This window comes from Fodinibius salsisoli, assembly GCF_026229185.1.
In the GTDB taxonomy this organism is placed as follows: domain Bacteria; phylum Bacteroidota; class Rhodothermia; order Balneolales; family Balneolaceae; genus Fodinibius; species Fodinibius salsisoli.
In genome coordinates, this window is sequence record NZ_JAGGJA010000003.1 from 377,055 (window position 1) to 399,613 (window position 22,559).

The following is a 22,559-nucleotide window of genomic DNA, read 5'->3' on the forward strand; positions in this document are numbered from 1 at the left end:
GAAAGAATTGTAGGACGGGCTGTCCCCGAATCTTTGAGAAATTTAGTAGCTGTGAGGGATCTTACTTCCTGGAACGAATAAACTTGCTTTGCCAAACAACAATAATATGGCAATGTACCTTTTGTGTACTGTTCCATTTTTGAAACGACACAAAAACGGAACCCAAAAACGTCGCCGGCTGAGAATTCTGAAATCTGTTCCGAACGTTCGGCGAGAGTATTTCGATGGTCCATTACATCTATTGCTGGCTTCAATAATCGGACCGGTATGAAATACTCCGTTTTCGCCTGCCGTTCTCCACTCAGAATTCTTAGGTCGGAGAGGTAAAACTCTTGAAGTTAGGTTCAACATCGTCCCCCTTCGAAGGGGGGATTAGGGGGATGACATAGAAATTCGTGTTTAAATTTATTTTGGGTAGATTTTCCCCTTACAGCTCTCTTAAAAAACAATATATTTTATCAACGAAAAATGATTCAATTATGAAAATTAAGTCAATATTGTCTATTTGTTCTTTGGCCACTGCTATTGGACTTATTATCATGGCTTTTACAACCGAACCAACATCCGAAATTACAATTCCTCAGGAAAAATGGATTTCCATTTTTAATGGTAAGAACCTGGATGGCTGGACGCCCAAGTTTACCGGACATAAATTGGGTATCAATTATAAGAATACGTTCCATGTAGAGGATGGCCTTCTCAAGGTTTCTTATGACAATTACAAGTCTTTTGATGGCAAGTTTGGCCACCTTTTCTATAAGCAGCCTTACTCCAACTATAAAATTCGTCTGGAATATCGGTTTGTAGGTCAACAAGTACCCGGAGCGCCCGACTGGGCTTATCGAAATAGTGGGATTAAGTTTCACTGTCAGCCTCCGGAATCAATGGCAAAAGACCAACAATCACCCGTTTCTATTGAGGTTCAGTTATTGGGAGGCAATGGCAAAGAACCGCGGCCTACCGCTAACATCTGCTCGATGGGCACGCATATCGTAATGAACGACAGTTTGGTTACCCAACACTGCACCCAATCAACATCAAAAACTTATCATGGCGACCAATGGGTGGAAGTGGAAGCTGAAGTTCATGGAAGTGACATTATCACCCACTACGTCAACGGGCAGAAAGTACTCTCCTATTCAGATCCCCAGTACGATACCTCCGATTCTAATACCCAAAAACTTATAGGTGACAGCGAAAACCTCATCATTACGGAAGGGTATATTGCGTTACAGGCCGAAAGTCACCCCGTCCATTTTCGCAATATTGAGATCTTACCGCTTTAAATAAACTTGGGTTTTGATTTCTATAAAAGTGCTTATCTACTTAAACCGATAGACTTAGAGTAGTCTTTGCAAAACCCCACTGTCATCCTGAACGACGTTGAAGGATCTCCCCTGACAAGCTATAGCCATTGTTTGGAGACTCTTCTTATCAGCTATACCCAACACATCCACAGCTTAAATTTTATCATCCTCCAAAATATAATACTTGCTTTTTACTACTCCTGTAGTATCTTTATAAAGAAAGAGGAGATTGGTTCACTACACGTTACAGATCCAGAGGGGGTATTATTGGTTAGTAGAAATGTAAGAATATTCTTCTCCTCTCATCATCAATGTGTATCCTAATAAACCGATAAGGAGGTTACATTATGTCTTCAGAGAGTTCCTTAATCCAGGGATTGGCAGGATTTACCCTCATCACAGCATTTATCCTGACAGTAAGCAGCTGCGAAACGCCACAAGCCCCTGACACGCCGGAATCCCCAAAGTACCGCTTCAGCTATGAAGTGCTCGATGGAAATGGCGTTATGCTCCGACAAGTTACTCATGAACAGATCAATGAGATCGAAATTAAGACCAGTCTGGGTCTTTTCGGAGAACAATTTTTGTCCCCTTCAATTTTAGAAGAACTTAATCTTGACATCGATCCGTCGGAACTACAGCAGCACGAAATTTATCTGCATGCGGAACAAGGCATCAATGATGATATTAATTTTGCAACGCTGAATTTCAGTTTTCCTGTAGTAAACAATTGGCAAAGTGACTCCTACCAAGTAGTCCAGCTACATACCAACGAGCAATGGCTGGAAATGATTCGACAGGCCCGCCAGTATGTGGAGAACCCTGAAGACCTTCCACCGATAGAGCGGATCCCTGAATTCACGTTTCCAGCAATAGGTGAACACTCAGTCATCGTAAATTATAATGAGCGGGGACTCGGCCATGCGGGAATTGACTATCTGTATTTTGCGACCGACGGCCAGCTCGAATTAACAAGGGTATCCGATAATTTTATAGAAGGGAACTTTTCGATCGTATTGTCTGCTCTCCCCACAGCTGTACTTACCATTGATACCCTTCCTGAAGATCCCGAATTTGAAGAATTTCGTATCATAGGTGATTTTGTTGCCAAACACGGTGATTATAACGATCTGTCTGATGCCCAGACCCATTTCTTTCGAAATCGGATAAATACAAAGTCGCTTTTAGACTTTTAGACAGCTTTGGAAGACAAATCTATTATGTAAGGGATAACCATCTATTCCTTACATGCAATTCAAAATAGGTGACTGTTTTATTTCTCCCCAACAGTTGTGATCTCAAATATTTGTGGTGAATTATCATTGCGAGCCACAATCACTATTTGGCGTCCGTTCCAAAGCCGTAGCTGAATCATTTTTCTGACCTCTCCAGAGAGACGAAATCCACTTATTTTATCTTCAAGACTCCGATATCGGCCGCTACTATCCATTTTAAAAACGGTTCCATAGCTTGCATCATAACGTCCCACCTCGGGCTTTACATTATGCAGGTTACCGCCTGCCAAAAGCTCAACGTCCCCATCTTGATTAATATCCGCGGCAAGGAAACTGTAAACGGATGAAAGCTGGGCCTTCATAGGAAGTTTCTCGATCGAAAAATTACCCTCCCCGTCATTCCATCCCACGATACTGGCCAGCTGGTATATCTCAGATTTCGTAGATTCTTTTAACTTATTTTGAGGAAAGATATCCTGGATGCTTTGTCCAATAAACGATTTATAATCCGGATACTTGGATTCCAACGAAGGAATCTGCTCGATTATGTTATGCCGCAGGGCCATCGGGTAGGCTTGTCCCTCTTTATAGGTTGTGATCAGCTGCTCAATCGTCCCATTGCCGTCAAAATCGTTCGTCCACATCCGCGCTGGTTTATCCCTGGATGCCTCAAACCGAGAATTTAATCCCTGGTTTCCTGCCATAACATCCAGATCGCCATCCCCATCGAGATCATGCAGCTCTATCGTATGCCACCAGCCATTTGTGGAATCCAGCCCAGCAGCAACACTCTTATCCTTCAATATTCCATCCTGGTAAGTAAATAGCCGGAGCGGCATCCACTCTCCGGCGATTAGGAGCTCCTCACGTCCATCACCGTTGATATCTCCCCACTGGGCATCGGTAATCATGCCGGTCTCCATTAATCCGGGTGCTTCTTGCGCAGTTACATCCTGAAACTTTCCGTTGCCGTCATTTTTAAGCAAATAGCCCCGGACGTTCGTCCCCACTGCAAAGGGCCGAAGTCTGACGCCTACGAATAGATCCGTATCTCCATCCTTGTCATAATCAGCGGGCTCAACGGTGCTGGTAGTCTCATAGGTTAATCCCGGGAACGGTTGGTCGGAACGTTCAAAATCTAAATCGCCGTTGTTGAAATAGAGGCGATCCATCAAAGCGGAACTGCTGGAAGAAAACTCATTGCTACCGCTGGCTACATAAAGATCCATCGTCCCATTCCCATCGGCATCCAGAAAAGTACAATCTACATCTTCACTTGAGGCATCTTCCTGAAATAAAGGTACCGTTACCCTTTCAAAACCGGCGTGTTTATTTTGGATGAATAAACTTCCCGGCTGACCTTTAGCGCCACCAAAATATAGATCTTCTAAACTGTCTCCGTCTACATCTCCTTTGCAGAGTGCCGGCCCTTCGGTTGAACGCATATGGAAAAGCAATTTATCCCGCTGGAAGTCAGAATAAGGATTCTCTTTATGCTCCCAATTAAGAGTAAGTTGATCTGTTATCTCCGTTAATAACCGATTGTCAGTTAGTCCCCCTTTCTCAATTGCCCTGTCTTTGGTTTCATAATTCGCTTCCCTTTCACTCAGTTCTATTTGCTGGTTGGTCTTTACATTCTGAAGACGTGTCTGTTTGCCCGTTGGCCAATCTATGATCAGTGAATCAAGTGTTTTAGTCCTGCCAAGGCCCAAGTGCAGCCTGGGATCTACCGAGGACTGAAATCCCCGGATGGGCATTTGCTCAATATACCAGCGCTTACCATTGGACCAAGCAGTTAGTTGTGCTCCATAAGCATACGTATTCGGTGCATTTCCCTGAAGTTCAACCTGTAGCCACCTGTGATTGGGACGAAGCCGGTTAGCCTGATTCTGATATATCGAGGCTTTCTGTTCTACATTATTGATTACCAAATCCAGGTCACCATCGTTATCCAGATCGCCATAAGCCGACCCGCTTGAGAAGCTGGGCTTGTCCAAACCCCAACTGCCGGAGGAGTCAGCAAATTGCATATTCCCTTTGTTAAAAAAGGCATAGTTGGATATGGGATTGGAGGGAATCATATCGATAAGTCTCTTAAAGTTAACCTCCTTGCCTGTAACAATTCTTTTGACCATATCTCCCTGGGAAATAGAGCTAAGATAATCGAGATTTGTCAAATCCTGGTAGATACCATTGGCTACAAAAATATCTTTACGTCCATCGAGGTCAAGGTCTGCAATATTTGCCCCCCAACTCCAGTCGGTAGCTTCTACCCCGGCCCATCGACTGACTTCGCTGAAGGTTCCATTGCCATTATTTAGCTGTAGCGTATTGCGTATAAATTGATGGTAATACCCATTTTCAACATGCTTTCGATATCTTTCCCAATCATCAAAAGTAGTGTTCAGCTTTAATCTTGACTCAGGTTCAGGCAGCATATCCGTAACGAATATTTCCGGATATCCGTCCCCATTTAAGTCCGCAATGTCCGCTCCCATAGAAGCCGAGCTTGTACTTCTAATTTGGGCTTCCAGGACTTCTTCAAACGTACCATCCCGGTTGTTGATATAAAGATAATCCCGTTCAAAAAAATCGTTGGACACATAGATATCCTGCCAGCCATCCCGATTTACATCTGCGACCGAAGCACCCAGGGCAAAACCAAATTCACTGCTAAATATTCCGGCCTCCTCCGTAACATTGGTAAAAGTATTGCCATCATTTCGATAGAGTTGATCCCCTCCCTCATCATTGGCGATAGTTCTATCCGCTTTCTGCAAGTCAAAACTGCCGATAGCCCGGTAGGAATTGTTGATCAGGTATAAATCCAAATCACCGTCTTTGTCATAGTCAAAAAATGTACCGTGGATGGAAAGACCGCTGTCAGCTATTCCATATTCTTCTGCACTTTCCGTAAAGGTAGAATCTCCATTGTTGATGTAGAGCTCATTCTTTCGGTCATCCCCTTCCACAATACCAGAGTTGGTAACATATATATCAATAAGGCCATCTCCATTCACATCGGCCATGCTTACGCCTGTAGACCATGATCTGTCTCCGCCAATGCCTGCCTTTTCTGATATATCTTCAAACTCCATATCTCCCTTATTAAGGTAAAGCATGTTACCTTCCATGTTTGCTGTAAAAAAAATATCCAGCAAGCCATCTTTGTTGATATCTCCCAAGGCTACACCACCCCCGTTATAAAAATTGCGATAACGATAAATGTTGAAGTCAGGGTTATATGAAAGGGTATTCTTAAAATGGATATTGGTCTTATTCGCCGGCAGCTTGTTAAAAAGAGTACTTTTTTTATCCCCTGAACAGCCGGAAAGGTACATGATCGCCCCTAAAAGGATTACGATGACCTGCGCAGAAATATTCATCCACCTATTTTTTTGATGCAATTCGCTCACCGTATTCGACGTACCGTTTAACATTCATATCCTCTGATTCATGTATACTGACAGACCTCAAAGATCTTATTTATCTTGCTTGTTATCCAACATTTGCTGGGTTGTCAAATCTAAAAACTCTACCCTGACTTTTCTATTATCTTCGGGATAGACAGCAATTCTTCTATTGCCATCTACTTTTACCCACGACATTCTTTCTATATCTGGCAGCTTAGCCTTTATAAATCCGTCACCATATTTTTTGCGGTAAAAATCTACCAAATCTACTAACAGGCTGTCTGCCGATAGCTCAGGGTTCCATGGCGCCCAGGATTTGTAAGAAATTTCGGCCGGCATCCGATAAATTCGGTTGTTATGAAAGTCCGGATAAAAGACCATCTGGGCCGTCGAAGCAAGATCATCAAATTCATAAATTACTTGTGCATTGCCTTTAACTACATGTTCTTGGTTCAACTTCCAGCTGTGTTGGAAAAAGTCCTTCTTACTCATTCCAAATTTATATCCTAAGAAAAGACTGTCGTAGCGGACTTCTTTTTGTAGTTCTTCTTCCACCAGACGTTCATAAGCTGGCTGCTGTTTGCAAGCTACTATTATGAGTAAAGCCAAGAACAAAGGAAATAACCTTTTTATCATCATTTTCCACCTATTGACCTGTTACCAAATTCTTAATTTTCGTTACTAACGGTATGCTGAACTTGTAAAATAACGGGAGAATCATTGTTTCGGGCAATAACGATATAACCGTTTCCGCTTCTGCTTTTTATAGGCTCAATATTCCGGATCTCACCTTTTATTTTCAGGCCGCTTAGGTAAGAGTCGATCTTCATAAATTCATTATCCCGATAACTCAGTACCACTCCATAACTGCTTAAATAGGGGCCAGCTAACGGCTTAACAGCTCCAAGGTTTCCGCCTAATAATAGTTCCGGAAAACTATCACCGCTAATATCTTCACTCCAAATTCCATATATCGGGGACAACTGCGCATCAAGCGGAAGCTGTTCTACCTCTGCCCCTTCGGATCTATTCCAAAGTACTACACTGGCAAGCTCTGTGGCTTCTTCTTTGTGAGCAGAGGCACGTTGTTCTTCAGTTAAAATATCCTCAATATTTTGGCCGGCAAAGCTCTTGTAGTCCGGATATTTTGACTTCATTGAAGGTACAGATGTGACCAGTTCATTGCGCAATACGAAAGGGTATTCGCTCCCATTTTCAGATATACTCAGTAGTTGATTTATTTGCCCATTTTTTTCGAAATCTCCGACTCTTAACCGAACAGGGGATTTCGTATCAGCTTTAAACTGAGAGTTAAGACCATGATTACCTACCACAAGGTCAGGCCTGCCATCACCATTCAAATCATTCGCATGGACAGCGTTCCACCACCCCTTCAATCCTGAAATTCCAGTACCCTCCGTAATTTCTTTCAGACCAGAAGAGGTGTTGCGAAATATACGCGGTGACATAAATTCTCCCACTACCACTAAGTCATTACGCCCATCCTGATCCCAATCGGTCCAAACAGCGTCGGTTATCATGCCCAACTCATCAAATGAAGGTGCCCACTGCTTGTTCTGTTCCCGCAAGTTTCCGGATCCGTCATTGATTAGCATAAATCCTTTGGCCGGTAACCCCACCGCAAAAAGCTTAAGGCGTTCTCCGACAAATAGGTCGGGATGTCCGTCGCTATTGACGTCATTTACCGCTACTGTTGAGCTACTTACGTAGTTTTGTTTGCTGGGTAGCAATTGTTCTGCTTGCTGAAACCCTCCTTGCCCATTTCCTAAGTACAGACGATCCAGTAACGCTGATGACCCGGCCGAAAAGGAATTGCCTCCGCTGGTAACGTATAAATCCAGAAATCCGTCGCCATTGGCATCGAAAAAAGCGCAGTCGGTATCTTCGGAGCCTGCATCCTCTTCGAATGTACTTAGCCCTACGCTTGTAAATTTTCCATCCTCAGTATGAAGAAAAAGACGACCGGCTTGTCCTTTTGCCCCGCCTATATAAAAATCTTCGTTTTTATCTCCGTTAACATCCCCGCTACAGAGAGCCGGGCCTTCAGTCGATCGCATATGAGCCAAAAGTTGTTCTCGTTCAAAGTCGTTGTAAGAATTTTCCCGATGAGACCAGCCCGGAGATAACGGCTTGGATAATGGTGCTAACCAAGGCACCTTTTTGCCGGTGGATCCTTCGGATAAATGAAGCTTAGAAACGTCTGCTGATTTTGTTTCAACGACCGTTGCTTCTGACTGTTTGAATACCAGCTGTACAGATGCATCAACATTTTTACGAAAGCTCACCCGACCATCCGGCCATTGAAGCTGCAGTGAATCGATATGCGTAGCGGTATCCAGCCCTGCATGAAGTTCTGGGGCTACACTCGACTGGAATCCCCGCTGCAGCATTTGCTCGCGATACCAGTGTTGTTCTCCACTCCATATATCCAGTTGGGTGCCTATGCCCTGGGTGTTGGGTTTATCTCCAATCAACTTAACGGTAAGAAAATTACGATTAGGGTATTCTTCCCGTACCCGGTTCCGATAAACCAAAACTGGACCATTCACTTCATTGACAATAAGATCCAAGGCGCCGTCATTGTCCAGGTCTGCCCAGGCGGCACCACTTGAAAAACCGGGCGTGTCTACCCCCCATGCGTCACTTTTATCTTCAAATGAGAGTTCTCCCAAACCAGCAAACACTTTATTTTCTATTGGTTCAGATGGAATTTCTTCCAACAATTTCATGATGGCTTGCCCCGGAGAGGATTCAATCAAATTTTTAATTCGCCGGGGGTTAGAAGCGTATTCCAGATAATCCTGATCCAGGAGATCTTTAAAAATGCCGTTGGTAACATAGATATCGTTATGCCCATTATGATCAAAGTCGGCCAGCAACGTAGCCCAACTCCAGTCGGTCGCATCCACATCAGCCATACGAGAGACTTCTGAGAAGGTCCCGTCCCTATTGCTCAACTGCAAGGTATTACGAGTCACTTGACGGTGGAACCCCCTCTCTTCTCCTTCTTTATACTCGTCAAACGTTTGGAATGTCATTTTAGATTTCTTCCGGCGTTCCGTAAAGGGAAGCATATCAGCGACAAAAATTTCGGGCCAACCATCACCTGTCAAATCAGCAATATCCGTTCCCATAGAACTGGCGCTAATGCTTTGCATCTGTTCGGGCAATACCTCATCAAAAGTGCTGTCCTGATTATTGATATACAGGTAGTCTCGCTCAAAAAAATCATTGGCGACATAAATATCCGGCCAGCCATCCCTGTTAAGATCGCTTATCGACGCACTGAGCCCAAAGCCAATGGCACTGCTAAAAATACCCGCCTCCTCGGATACATCCTCAAAATGGCCATTTCGGTTACTAAATAATTTACTCCCTCCATCCGGATCTGGGACATGCCGCGCCTTCCCGGTAATATTCTCGTAGTCGCCTAGTACATCAAATGAATTATTCAACAGATACATATCCAGGTCTCCATCCCGGTCATAATCAAAAAAGACCGCATGCGTAGACAGGCCTACTTCTGCCAAACCATACTCTTCGGCTTTTTCGGTAAAAGTCAGATCGCCGTTGTTAATAAACAACTCATTATGGCGATTATCTCCACTCGGCGGACCTGATTTGGTAACATAAATATCCAACAGGTCATCGCTGTTGATATCGACAAAGCTAACGCCGGTGGTCCATACGCCCTCCGACTTTATGCCTGCCGTTTCCGAGATGTCCTCGAACTTAAAGTTTCCTTTGTTCAGATAAAGCCTGTTTGGCACCATGTTGCCTGTAAAAAAAAGGTCTGGCAGTCCATCGCCATTTATATCTCCGGCTCCTACCCCGCCACCATTATAAAAGTTACGGAAGGTGTACATATTCAACTCTTCTGTTGGCGTTAAATTATTTTGAAAGTCAATGCCTGTCTCGGAGGAAGAGTAGCGCTTAAAGAGTTCCGAATCATTAGGCTGGTCTTTGGAACACTGCACAACACAGAGAAGTGTAGCTATATATAAAAATATAGATGACCGATGCATCATCCAGCTGTTAGATTAAACCTTTATGAAAGAGAAATGAATGCCATTAAAAAAGAAGCATCCCAAAGTAAATTGAGATGCTTCTGTAAGATACAAGTTTATCCACTAATTAATATCCGGGATTCTGCTCCAGATTAGGATTCGCCTCTAACTGGTTTTGTGGTATGGGGAACACATTTCGATTAGGATCTGAAGTATTCTTCTCCCACCAAGCTTCATTAAACCGTGTCTGTTGGGTTTCGCCCTCAAAACGTATGAGGTCTTGCCGGCGCACGATTTCCCAAAAAAGCTCTCGTCCCCGTTCGCCAAGCAGCTTATCCGCATCCAGAGAAGTAAATGGATCCACATTTGCCCGTTCTCGTATCTGATTGACGAGCATAAGTGCTTCCGGATCATTGGGATTCATTCGCCATAATGCTTCTGCTTTCATCAGGAGCACATCGGCATAGCGATAGACGACCATATCATTATTCATATTACTACCAGACAAACCTATTTCCATCTCATACTTGGCTATACGGGCCCCAGCTTGGCGCCAACTGTCAGGCTCTAACTCGTTGATATACGGCGTGTGTGTAATAGGCGGTCCATTGGGATCGCTTGAGAGTACCCCATCATCTTCAATCTGGTTGCCTTCAAGATCAAGTAATGGTCCAACCAAGAAGTTATCCAGACGATCGTCAACCGTTCCGGTTACCGTAGATCCCTGTGGATCAAGCCCAACGACATCTCCCTGGGGACCAGGATTCTGTGCAGGATCAATATAGGATCCATAAAAGTCGGTCATGGTTTGAAAACCGTTCCAGGGCTGTGAGCCAAAATCAAACGCGGGCTGACTCAAAATATGATTAGTCATTACATGGAGATTGAAACCTTCAAGAAACACTTCATCAAAAGGAATCGTGAAAATATGCTCCGGAGAGCCGGTATTATCGACCGTGAAGTTATCGGCATAATTGGCCATCAGGTTAAAGTTCCCCGAATCGATGATGGCATTGGTATGCGTAACTACATCATCCCAACGGGAAGTACCCGTGTAGACTTCAGCATTTAAATACAGCTTTGCCAGCGTCATGTGAACAACCCACTTATTGACACGTCCGATAGTTCCACCGACATCTGTATCAACTAAGTCTAATACCTCCAGTAACTCCGATTCCACAAATTCGAATACAGCCTGTCGGCCATCCTGGAAATCGGTACTGGGCTGGGCCGTTTCCGAAGGATCCTGTTCAAAGTCGGTAACGATAGGCACGTTGCCAAAGTTATCCAACAATAAATAGTAATAAAAAGCCCTCAGTGCTCTAAGTTCGGCTATAAAAGCACTGGCATCCTCTTGGCTAACATCACCCGACTCTACAACGGATTGAAACTGGAAGATTAACCGGTTAGCATTAGCTACCCCGCTAAAGAAATCATTCCACGTGTTATTAATCACGTCATCGGAAGGTGTAAAGGTATGCCTGTGAAGACGAATCCATACCCCACCATCTTCCCAGTCGGCCCCCTTTTGGGCTACGACAATTTCATCACTCGTAACTTCATTGAGCACGGTTACCGCCGTATTACCGCCATAACTTGTAAGGGGATTATAGGCATCGCCCAATGCTGAGATAAACTCTTCATCGGTCCGAAAAAAGTTATCAGCTGTTACTTCGTTATTCACATTCTCAGTCAGATCTGTACAAGAAGCCATTAACATACATGACATCAACAAACCTACTTTGAAAACTCTATTTATACTTTTATTCATTAGTCTATCCATAATAGTCTTACCCGGATTTTTTAAAAATCGATGTTTACGGCGAACGTAAAGGAGCGAGCGGTGTACCACTGATCTCTTCGCTCAATACCGATAGATAAAGGATTATTACCATCGGCCGTGTCCTCCCATCGCACGGAAGGGTCAATACCATCATAGCCAGTAAGCGTAAACAGGTTTCTTCCTGAAACCGAAAGTCTTAACCTATTGACAAGGCTTTCTTCTGGCATGGGCACATTGTAGCCCACAGATAAGTTCTCGAATCGCAGGTAGGATGCATCTTCAACATGAAAGCTCGAATAGGCGGGATCCGATTCCAATTCCGTTAAGTCCAACGCACTGGTAGTCACATTATAAGTGCTGATGTTGGTAGGATTTTCGAAAAAGACCCGGACACTGTTCACCAGGTCATGCCCATACACTCCACGGAAGAAAACACTTAAATCCCAGTTTTTATAATTCACTGAGTTGGTCCATGCCAGCGTAAAATCCGGAATTCCATTTCCAATGACGGCTTCATCTTCGCGAGATACTTCACTACTTTCAATCAGTTCTCCTTCAGAGCTTAAGAATCTCCAAACACCGTCTTCGCCAATCTCTGCAAATTTCGGCCCCCAAATCTGTCCGAGCGGCTCACCTTCCCGAACCCGAATCATCTGTGTGTTATTCTGTCCGGGCGAACCCACGTTTGCAAGATACCGTGGTACGTCTGACTCAAACTGTTTCAACAAGATATCTGAGGTAGAGAAAGTAAATCCGGTATTCCATAAGGCATCAGAGCCACGAATTACGTCGTAACCCAGGCTTACATCTACTCCTTTACTCTGGATTTCTCCAATATTCAACCAAGAAGTGGGATACAAGTTTGGAGGGACCGGAACTTCAATTTCAAAAATAAGGTCCTCGGTATTCTTCTGATAATATTCTACAGTACCTGTCAATCGTTCATCTAACAAGGCAAAATCTACACCAATATTATACTCTTTGGTCTCCTCCCATTTAAGGTCGGGATTGGGATTACTCACCGGACCAAAGCTTTGTACAAAGTCTCCGCCTACAAAGAAGTTTCCGGTAGGTCCGAACCGTAATTTTGAGATACCGTCAAAAGGTGCATCTTGTCCCGTAACGCCATAACTACCTCTTAACCGCATTCGATCCAAGAAATCAACTTCTACAAGATTGGTGAGTTCAATTCCGGCACCTGACGACCAGAATGTTCCCCATTTATTGTTGACCCCAAATCGAGTAGATCCTTCGCGGCGCACTGTCCCGTTTAGGAAATAGGTATCATCCCAGTTCAGGTTAATTCTACCGAAACCAGCAATAAGACGATTGTCATTTTTAAAGCTGTTGATATCTCCGAGACCGTTATCAAAATCTTGTGCAAAATTAAGATTATGGAACTCAACCGCATCGGAGATAAAGTCGCCTCCTCCAACAAAAGTCTCTTCGAACTCTGACGAAATATGGGAATACCCAGCCAGCGCCTCAATACTGAGATCCTCCAGTGCTTCAGCCGTATAGTTTAACGTCAGATCGAACTGTTCCGTATTACTTTTGTTGGCCCTCCGTTCTGCAAGTCCACGCCCAAGGGCAGACGTCGTTGCCCCACCGGTTATCTTATTGGTGCGGGCATAAAATACATTCTGAGAACCATCATAGGTCTGTAATGAATAAAATGCAGAAGCAGTGAGTCCAGGTAGTAAATCATCAAAACTGTAATCAGCTTTCACAGCTGCATTTATATTACGCATTTCGCGTATATTTTCGGCTGTTTCTAAAATAGCTACCGGGTTATATACATCAAAGGCATCAATTTCTCTATACCCGCCCGTATTTTCAAAACCCTCTGCTTTTACCGGTGCCGTGGGGTTAAACGTTACCGCATACTGAAAGGCATTATTAAAACCATCTTCCTGATTTCGACTGGTTGCGCTTAAATCAAACGTCAGGGCCAGCTTATCGTCTAAGGCATAATGCTTAAAGTTTAATCGGCCACTGCGCTGCTGAAAACCGGTTGTTCTGAGCAATCCCTGATTGTCCCTGAAGTTCCCCGAAACGCGATAGGTAGTTGATTCTGTTCCTCCGGAAACCGACAGGTTATGGATTTGGGTATAACTGTTTTGAGTAATCTCATCGAACCAATCAGTATTAGCTCCAAAATCCGAAATTTCAACGCCCGTATCTTCGCCCAGCTGCCTAAACTGATCAGCAGAAAGCACGTCCAGCGTATTTTCGACCCCGGTCATAGAAATAGAGCCTTTATAGCTGACATTCGTTTGGCCCGCCTGCCCTTTTTTAGTAGTAATTGCAATCACACCACTACCACCGCGCGTTCCGTAAATGGCAGCCGCGGAAGCATCCTTTAAAACATCAATGGATTCGATATCATTGGGATCAATATTATCCATGCTGGCACCGATAATACCATCGACCACTACCAGAGGCTCGTTATTTCCAAAGCTCGATATCCCCCTGAGGCGCAATGTGGGAGATGCATTGGGATTACCTCCCGCCCTGGATACGATTAAGCCCGGTACTTTCCCTTGAATCAATTCCGTTGGATTACTTACATCCCCGGAAATAAATTCATCGGAATCTACACTGGATATAGAACCCGTAACCTGTTGCCGCTCTTGGGTGCCGTATCCAACGACCACAACATCTTCGAGTTGCTCAATATCAGATTGGAGTGAAATGTCAATGGCATTGCGACCATTTATAGGAATTTCTTGCTGCACATACCCAATAAATGAAACCACCAATGTATCTTCTGCAGAAGGAGCGGCCAACTCATAGCTTCCATCTACACCTGTTGAGGTACCTGTTGTTGTGCCTTTTACAATAATATTCACACCCGACAAAGGCTGACCGTCATTTGCATCTGTCACCATTCCTGAAACCTGAAATTGCGCAAGTGCTGTAGCATTTGAGCAAAAAAACAGAGTGGCACCTAATACAAGAATTTTAACAGATAAAGAAGTGCAGATACCTGCCCTTTTTATCGACCTTCTAAATAAATCGGATATAGAAGTATAAAGTAGTAACTTTTTCCCTACCATATGTCCCCTTTAATTTTAATTTATATTTTCGAGAAATGCCCAATAATCAGACCCGGCTGTAAATACGGAAATAGCTTATTGAAACATTCTCGTACTTATTAGCTTCTGCTAAATTTTCAATTGTAAAGGTTAATTGCAAATTTTTTTTCAATAAATGCAAAAAATATTACCTGTGTAAGAAAAGCTCCTGCAAAAGTTGCTGTTTCTACAATATAGACATTAAGGGAAATAGCCCAGTTTTGGAGGTGGAAGAAATTAAGGTGAATTCGCTTCTCCGCTGCAATATACCCAAATAACCTTATTCACTTATTGTAAAAAAGAGAACCGGCAAATTATTACGTGCTACAATTATCATTTGATCTTTACCCATTCCTGCCCCTGTCTTTAGAGCATGAATAGCTTTGGTTTGCCCTTCGATTTTGAACCCACTATCAAGAATATTAACGGACTCAAAACCACCCTTTTTTCCTTTTAAATAAAGCCCATAACCGGCATCGTAACGTCCACCCAGCGAGGGTTTTACATCATGAAAATTTCCTGCTGTTAACAGGTCAGGCCGGCCGTCGCTGTTAATGTCATCTGATAAAAATGTAAATATGGGAGCCCATTGAGCTTTAACCGGCAGAGGGTGTATTGCAAATGTTCCATCCTTCAATGTCTCGATGAATACTGATTGTAACATCGTTACTTTCTTTTTTTGCAGACTTCCCTCATTTAAAGTAGAGCCCAAAATCTGCTGGATAGTTTGACCTGCATAATCTTCATAACTGCTAAACTTTGGCCTCAAAAACTTAAACGGTGTTAACAGCTCATCTCGTGGGGCTACCGGATATTCTTTACCCTCACGGGTGTATCCAACTATAGGGTCTGTCTGCCCGTCTTCATTAAAATCTTTCAGATACATCACGATAGGCTCTTCCCGGGATGCTTTCAGGAATCCATTGGTCCCCATATTGCCCGCCATAATATCGCTGTCTCCATCACCATCAAAGTCACCTGTAGCTATACTTTGCCACCATCCTTCTGTTTGGGCCAGATTGCCTGCATCAACAGGCTGCAGTTTCTCTCCCTCATTATAAAAAATGGTAATGGGCATCCATTCACCTGAAATTATCAAATCAGGCTTTCCGTTGCCGTCCATATCATTCCATGCGGCATCCGTCACCATACCGAGCTTACGCAACGCTGGTGCTACTTGATCGGTTACCTCCTTGAACATTCCATTTCCCTGATTCTCCAATAAATGGCTATCTGGTGATAATCCATAATTCTGAGGCACCGACCTACTGCCCACAAAAAGATCGACGTCGCCATCACCATCATAATCCGCAGGAGCAACTACAGATCCATTTTCGTACACGCCAGGTAAAGCATCATCAACTCGCACTAACCGGCCAGCCCCGTCATTCATATACAGCCGATCTTGCAACCCTTCGGATTGGTAGGAAAACTCGTTTCCTCCACTAACCACATATAAATCCAGCCAGCCGTCGCCATTGGCATCAAAGAAGGTAGCCCCCACATCTTCAAACATGGCATCACTCTCAAAACCCGAAAACTTCATAGAGCGGAATTGACCTCCGTTTTGTTGCAAAAATATCTCTCCCGGCTGTCGTTTGGCCCCGCCAATAAAAAAATCGTCCAATCCATCGTTATTGACATCACCAGAAGCCAGTGCAGGGCCTTGAGTAGAAAGCATGAAGGGCGTCAGCGGTTGGCGATTGAAATCAATATACGAATCTTCTCTGTGGACATAGTCTAATCCCACCTGCTGGGTAATATCCTTGAAAATTTTTCTCATGGCCTTATCTGAAGATCCCTTGCTTATAACACCACCCTCCCCTTGGTCTATGTTAAGATGCTGATTGGCCGTTATATTATACCGTATTTGCTTACTTCCATCCGGCCACATTACCTGCAAAGAATCAATATTTTTACTTTGCCCTACCCCAGCAGTGATTCTGGGTTCTACAGACGACAGAAAGCCGCGGGTGGTAAACAACTCGTACTTCTGCACGGTGCTGCTGTCATAGATCATAATTTTGCTGCCAATAGCATGCGTATTTAAGGAGTCTCCCTGTAAACTAATCTGGATATAATTGCCTTCGTCACCTTCTCTCGTCAAGTTGCGCTGGATGGTGGCTTTGCCATTTACGTTGTTGGTGACCAGATCTAAATCACCGTCATTATCCAAATCACCATAGGCTGCACCGTTTGAATAGGTAGGACTGCCCATTCCGAGGTCATCACTTTTATAAGAAAAGGTGTAGTCTCCGTTATTGATAAAGCCCGCGTTAGGCACCTTGGTGTGGGGCATTTTTTGAAGAGCGGATAAATCACTTGCTGTACTTTGCCTGCCCAAGCCCTGTTGTGTTGAATCTCTTCGTATATAAAGCAGATAATCCAAGTTATTAGGCCTACGATAGATACCATTCGTTACATACAGATCCTTAAAGCCGTCATTATTCATATCAAGGAACAGTGTTGCCCAGCTCCAGTCTGTAGCGTTAACGCCAGCGTATTGAGCAATTTCAGAAAATGTAAGCTGACCGGTGCTATCCGTTCCCCTATTGATTTGAAGCGTATTTTGTACCAGCTGTGGATGGTATCCAAATTGCCGTTGGATGGTATATACTTTGTACGTTTCTGAACTGATAGCCGTTTTGCGTCCCTTCTCAGTATGCGGCAACATATCGGCCACAAAGAGGTCAATCCAGCCATCGTTATTAAAATCAGCCGCATCATTCCCCATAGAAGCCCGGCTGGTATGCCCCATTGATTTTTCTAACACTTCTGTAAATGTGCCATCACAGTTATTGCGGTACAGATAGTCATTTTCATGGAAATCATTTGATATATAAATATCCGTACAGCCATCGTTGTTTAAATCGCTGGTGGCGACGGCTAAGCCATAACCCGTTATACTGTTATAAATACCGGCTTCAGCTGTCACATTGGTAAACCTCTCGCCCTCATTGCGATATAGCCGATCTCCAGCACGAGGATCGTTAATTTTTCGCTGGTCCACATCGCCATACGACCTGTTAGAATGCACGGCATGATTCAGCAGGTACACATCCAGATCTCCGTCGTTATCATAATCGAAAAAGGCTGCCTGTTTTGCATAGCCTTGAAAATCCAGCCCATATTGTTTCGCCTTTTCCGTAAATGTACCATCGCCATTATTGATAAACAACTCATTCCGACCTTGCTGGGACAGGTAGTTGATATTACAGACATAGATGTCCAGCAAACCGTCCCCATTTACATCAGCCATGGTTGTTCCTGAAGTCCAGTCTCCTGCTCCTGCTACCCCCGCCTGCCCCGTAATGTCTCTAAATTCAAAATTCCCTTGGTTTATATAAAGCTTATTGGGCTTCATATTCCCCGTAAAGTAGATGTCAGAGAGTCCGTCATTATTTATATCTCCAATAGATACTCCTCCCCCATCATAAAAGTAGAGGTAGTTAAGCATATTAAAATCGGGGGTCGGCTGCAGATCGTTGCTAAAATGTATTTTTGTCTGATCTGCCGGAACAGTTTCAAACAGAGGGGTTGACTCATCGCCTGAACAGCCTACTAAAAAGAGCAAAACTATAAGTGGCCAGCCGGAATGCACGCATCGATAATAATTAGAAAACCAAGTTTTATTCATAGATTAAAACCCAATCTGTATTTCCCCTTACCATGGCCTGTTAAATGCGTCCTGCTGCCGAACAAATACGGTTGTCTAATTCTCCGTTACTGTCATTACCCCCTGCATGGTCTGCCAGTGTCCGGGAAAAGTACAGACATACGGATACTCATCAGGCTGCTCTGGCGCGGTAAAATAGATGGATTGAGAATCTCCGACATCAACTAATGAAGTATAAAAAAGTACGTTATCGGATTGAGGCACATAGTCTCTTTTAGGTCCATCGAGCCCCATATTCAGAGCACTCTGTGCCACGGCCTCAAGTTGACCCGGTTCAACAATCAACAAGTTGTGCAAAAGGTCTGTGGGGTTTTTAAGCATAATCCGAACCTTGCTTCCCGCTTCCACCTCAAAATCGGTCACGTCGAAAGTCATAGCATCCGTAGCACTAATAGTGATCGTTTTATCCGGTCCGCTGGTCCAGCTTTCCGGTTGCGTGGTCTGATGCTTATGGGAATCTATATCCTGCGAAGTATCGTCCTCAGCAACCTCATTTGTTTCCTGCATCTGTTCCTCAGGCACCTTAAGTTGCTCACCCTCAGGTATATTTTTAAGAGTATAATATCCCACAGCATGGAGCAAGGGATAACCGGTTTCTGCTTCCGTAACCCCCTCGGCCTTAATTTCGTGAACGTATCCTTTTCTTAAATTATCAACTGCCAGTCGAGCGGAGAGACCATCTTCAGCAACTTGAACATAGGTAACTTCTGCGTCTTCCTGATTAATAATATCGCTGCCGTAGGTTGAGTGGTAATGGTAGGTAAAGCCGGTAATTTCGTATGAAGAGGGATCAGCAGCAGACTCCCGGTCAACGGGCTTTGTAAACGTCAATTCAAAGCCATCCGGTTTAGCGTACATTTCTTTGATTTCAAAAGGTGTCTCACCATTCCAAACCAACTGCTGTAGCCCATAAAGTTCTTTCCCGGTAGAACTCCATCCCCGGCTGGTCATCCCAAGAAACATAGAGTGATCGAGCCCCCAGTTTAAGCGTAGTATGCCCGACTCAAACCCCTCACGAAAAGGAAAAACTACGCCTTGGTATTCGCCATTAACCTTCTCCTGGAAAACCCGCATCACTTTACTTTGTCCCTGGTCACCAACGAACAGTTGATCCTCGAAGGGTCCAAAATTACCGCCGGTTGTATCTAATAATATTCCCGATGTGGATATACCCAATACACCATGTGGAAACCAAACGGAGGGCGTCTTTAGCTCGGGGAGTTCTTGTGCTACTTCATGCATGGGGCTGCCCGTGTCAGGAACATCCCCCGGTTTCAGTGAAATCGGGGACCCGGATACATCCGACCAGCGAAGCCCTTCAGGGTTTCCGGCAAAGTCTCCTTCCTCCAGATGAGTAATATTTCCGGATCCGACCCAGTCGCCCTGATTTTCGGCATAAAAGATATCCCCATTTTTGTTCAGAGCAAATGCTGCCGGGGATCTCAGTCCGGTTGCCAAAGGTTTTACTTCTCCTTCGGGTGAAATTTGAAGCATCCATCCATCCCATTTGGAAAGACTCGCGCCGTGTCCTATCCATCCCAGATTGACGGTGACAAGCATGTCGCCATTGGGTAAAAACAGTGGCCCATAAAAATATTCGTGATAGTTCCCTGAAACGGGACGTATCCAGATCGTCTTATATTCATCGGCCCTTTCGTCTCCATTGGTATCCGTGAGACGAGTTATTTCGGTGCGTTGTGTAACGTAGATGCTGCCATCTCTGTAGGTGAGTCCCAACGGTTCATGGAGGCCTTCGGCAAATAAGTTATATTCCGGTTCCCCATTTTGCTGGTAAGGATCCTCGATAATCCAGACCTCCCCCCGACGGGTACAGACCGCTAACCTTCCATCAGGCATCAGATCCATGCCACCCACTTCCAGCATAATATCATCCGGTATTGGTACATCCACAATTTGATAGTAATCCGATTCGGATGGAAGGTCGGACTGCCCAAAAGTTGCAAGCGGACTCATTCCGATCAGGAAGATAATCAGGATGAAAATCCCCGGCCTAGGTATTCCTTGTTTTTTATTCCGGGACTGTATGGCAGAGCTGAAAAAGTTGATCCTATTTTTATGCAAAATCATGTCCATATTCATTTTACCAGATAATTTCGTATTCAATCACAGCTTCATTTTCTTCAGTCAATACCGGTAGCCGCAGATCATAAGTATCTTCATGCTGAATAATTTGAGGTTCAGCACCTGCTCCATTGATGATATTCAGATAATATGCCCGATCATCGATGGTATATGCTCCTTTATCATTTTGAATAATTTTTCCCCCAGAGGCTAACTGGTACCATAATCCCTCTTTGGCATCAGAAGCCGTGAATTCTATCTTTCGAACCAACCGTCGGCTGTTGTCAACACCTTCAATTTGATCCCGAATTGTTACTCCATCCATTGAGTACTCAAAGACCGGCCAGCCATTCTCGGCAATAGAATATCCCTCTACTTGCAATTGGTCCCATGAAACGGAGTCTGGCCAGGCTACAGCACCATCAGTCAATTTGGCTATAGATGGTTTCCCATTCAGGATAAGAGGTGGTCCAGCCGATGAAACGGTTTGGGGCTCACCCCTGTCAATCCACATTTCGTTGGCATTCAAAAAAGGCCCTTCCCAGACATCCAGCAAGGCCGCCTGCCCCATATCATAGCTATAATTCATGCCATTGGGTGCTCCTACATTCACAACGTGTGTACGTTTTTTGCCCTGGTGCATTTTAAACGATCGAATAACTTTAACATGGCTCTCTGGCTCAACTATCAAGTCAGGAAGTTCACGTCCCCCGCTCTGAACGGAAGATGAGGCGTGCAAGGACTGATATCGAAGGCGGGGGCCCTCAGCAAATAAAGATAGACCACGGTACCATTCATTCGGATGGTTAATGTACTCCAAAGTAAAATCGTGCTCACCGCTTTCCAGTTCTACTGTAGCAGAAGAAAGCTGGTGCATCCTGTGAACGCTATCCTGTTCAATAACCGGTTGGCCATCAATCAGTATTTTTGAGGTACCGGCATTGCGTAATTTAAACAGATATGTTCCACTGTTTGGCGCAACAAGTGTGGCTGTGTACCGTAACGCATAGCGATCAGCAGCCTCTTCAACGATGTTACCAGCCAGGGAATCAGCCGTTCCGGTCTTTGAAACGGTCAGCGTATCAAAATCGGGAAGTTGGTCAAAAGCGCCTTCATAGTAGCCATAGTTCAGGCTTTCTAATGCAATGCTTGTTTTGTCATACTTCTTATATTTGATATTCCGTACAGCTACCGGTCCGTGGTCGCCCTGTATCATGAGCGGGCCCTCAGCCTGTTCGTCTTCAAATGCCGCCGCGCGGGTAGGACCCGAAACCGTCACATTTTCCTGGATAAGTGCTCCATTTAACCAGACTTCCTTAAATTCTGCATTGGATATTTTTTCTCCCTGCTCATTAAATTCCGGGGCTTTAAATATAATTTTCAGATGTTGCCATAACCCGGGTGCACGTCCGGCATTTAGCCGGGGAGCACTCCCTTCAAATCCTTTTTCACCATCTGCTTTACTTTCATCCCAACGCTGATAAATGCCTCCCACGTCACTAAACGCCGGCTCTTCTACGCCCCAACTGTCGAACAGTTGAACCTCGTAACGCCCCATCAAGTAGATGCCCGAATTGGATCCCTTAGGCATCAAAAAATCAAGCTCAAGCTCCAAATCTCCGTGCTCGAACTGTGTGAAAAGGTGGTCCTGCTGCTCTTCGGTTGGATTATTAACAACTGTTCCGACGCCGTCAACGCCCTTCAAATCATGCTCTGCCGTACGGCTGCTATTAACTTCCCCGGCCATACTCCAGTTATCACCTACCGACTGGAAGGCTTCGAGGTCCGTGAGTTCCACTTCTTTCATAGGTAACAGCTCTATGGGCTCTTCCGCCTGTTGGTGTTTGCTACCGCATCCTTGTATGAATAGGAAAAGCACCCCCAAATATAAAAGTGAGATACTTCGTAAATTAATATTAGCCAACCAGTTTAAGTGCATAACACCTTTTCTTTATTTA

Annotated in this window: 10 protein-coding genes; 2 read left to right on the plus strand and 8 right to left on the minus strand. The window is 44.4% G+C overall.

The annotated features are described in order from the left end of the window. Window positions 1-479: 479 nt before the first annotated feature. Together J6I44_RS06490 and J6I44_RS06495 are read left to right on the plus strand one after the other, a co-directional pair. Complete coding sequence (locus tag J6I44_RS06490) at window positions 480-1,286, plus strand: 3-keto-disaccharide hydrolase (RefSeq protein WP_265765203.1); 807 nt, start codon at window positions 480-482, stop codon at window positions 1,284-1,286. A 368-nt stretch (window positions 1,287-1,654) separates the two neighbouring features. Continuing rightward, window positions 1,655-2,503, plus strand: coding sequence for a hypothetical protein (locus J6I44_RS06495; RefSeq protein WP_265765204.1), 849 nt, complete (start codon window positions 1,655-1,657; stop codon window positions 2,501-2,503). Between the two features lie 77 nt (window positions 2,504-2,580). On the opposite strand, the gene J6I44_RS06500 is transcribed toward J6I44_RS06495, so the two are convergent. The 8 genes from J6I44_RS06500 to J6I44_RS06535 form a co-directional block, all read right to left on the minus strand. Continuing rightward, window positions 2,581-5,928, minus strand: a complete 3,348-nt coding sequence (locus J6I44_RS06500; protein ID WP_265765205.1) for a VCBS repeat-containing protein — start codon at window positions 5,926-5,928, stop codon at window positions 2,581-2,583. Window positions 5,929-6,024: 96 nt separating this feature from the next. Beyond that, a complete protein-coding gene (locus J6I44_RS06505) occupies window positions 6,025-6,564 on the minus strand; it encodes a hypothetical protein (protein WP_265765206.1) in 540 nt (179 codons plus the stop codon). Window positions 6,565-6,623: 59 nt separating this feature from the next. After that, window positions 6,624-9,953 carry a VCBS repeat-containing protein gene (locus J6I44_RS06510; protein ID WP_265765207.1) on the minus strand — a complete coding sequence of 1,110 codons (3,330 nt, stop codon included), beginning with the start codon at window positions 9,951-9,953 and terminating at the stop codon, window positions 6,624-6,626. Between the two features lie 157 nt (window positions 9,954-10,110). Beyond that, window positions 10,111-11,697 (minus strand): RagB/SusD family nutrient uptake outer membrane protein, encoded by a 1,587-nt coding sequence (locus J6I44_RS06515; protein WP_265765208.1) that lies wholly within the window; start codon window positions 11,695-11,697, stop codon window positions 10,111-10,113. 89 nt (window positions 11,698-11,786) lie between these two features. Further along, the gene (locus J6I44_RS06520) at window positions 11,787-14,657 is read right to left on the minus strand and encodes a SusC/RagA family TonB-linked outer membrane protein (protein WP_265765209.1); all 2,871 of its coding nucleotides are present in this window, start codon (window positions 14,655-14,657) and stop codon (window positions 11,787-11,789) included. A gap of 466 nt (window positions 14,658-15,123) precedes the next feature. Next, the gene (locus tag J6I44_RS06525) at window positions 15,124-18,480 is read right to left on the minus strand and encodes a VCBS repeat-containing protein (RefSeq protein ID WP_265765210.1); all 3,357 of its coding nucleotides are present in this window, start codon (window positions 18,478-18,480) and stop codon (window positions 15,124-15,126) included. Window positions 18,481-18,555: 75 nt separating this feature from the next. Beyond that, window positions 18,556-20,643 (minus strand): plastocyanin/azurin family copper-binding protein, encoded by a 2,088-nt coding sequence (locus tag J6I44_RS06530; RefSeq protein ID WP_265765212.1) that lies wholly within the window; start codon window positions 20,641-20,643, stop codon window positions 18,556-18,558. Then, window positions 20,621-22,540, minus strand: a complete 1,920-nt coding sequence (locus J6I44_RS06535) for a 3-keto-alpha-glucoside-1,2-lyase-like domain-containing protein (protein ID WP_265765214.1) — start codon at window positions 22,538-22,540, stop codon at window positions 20,621-20,623. Before J6I44_RS06535 ends, J6I44_RS06530 begins: the two co-directional genes overlap by 23 nt. Between the last annotated feature and the right edge of the window lie 19 nt (window positions 22,541-22,559).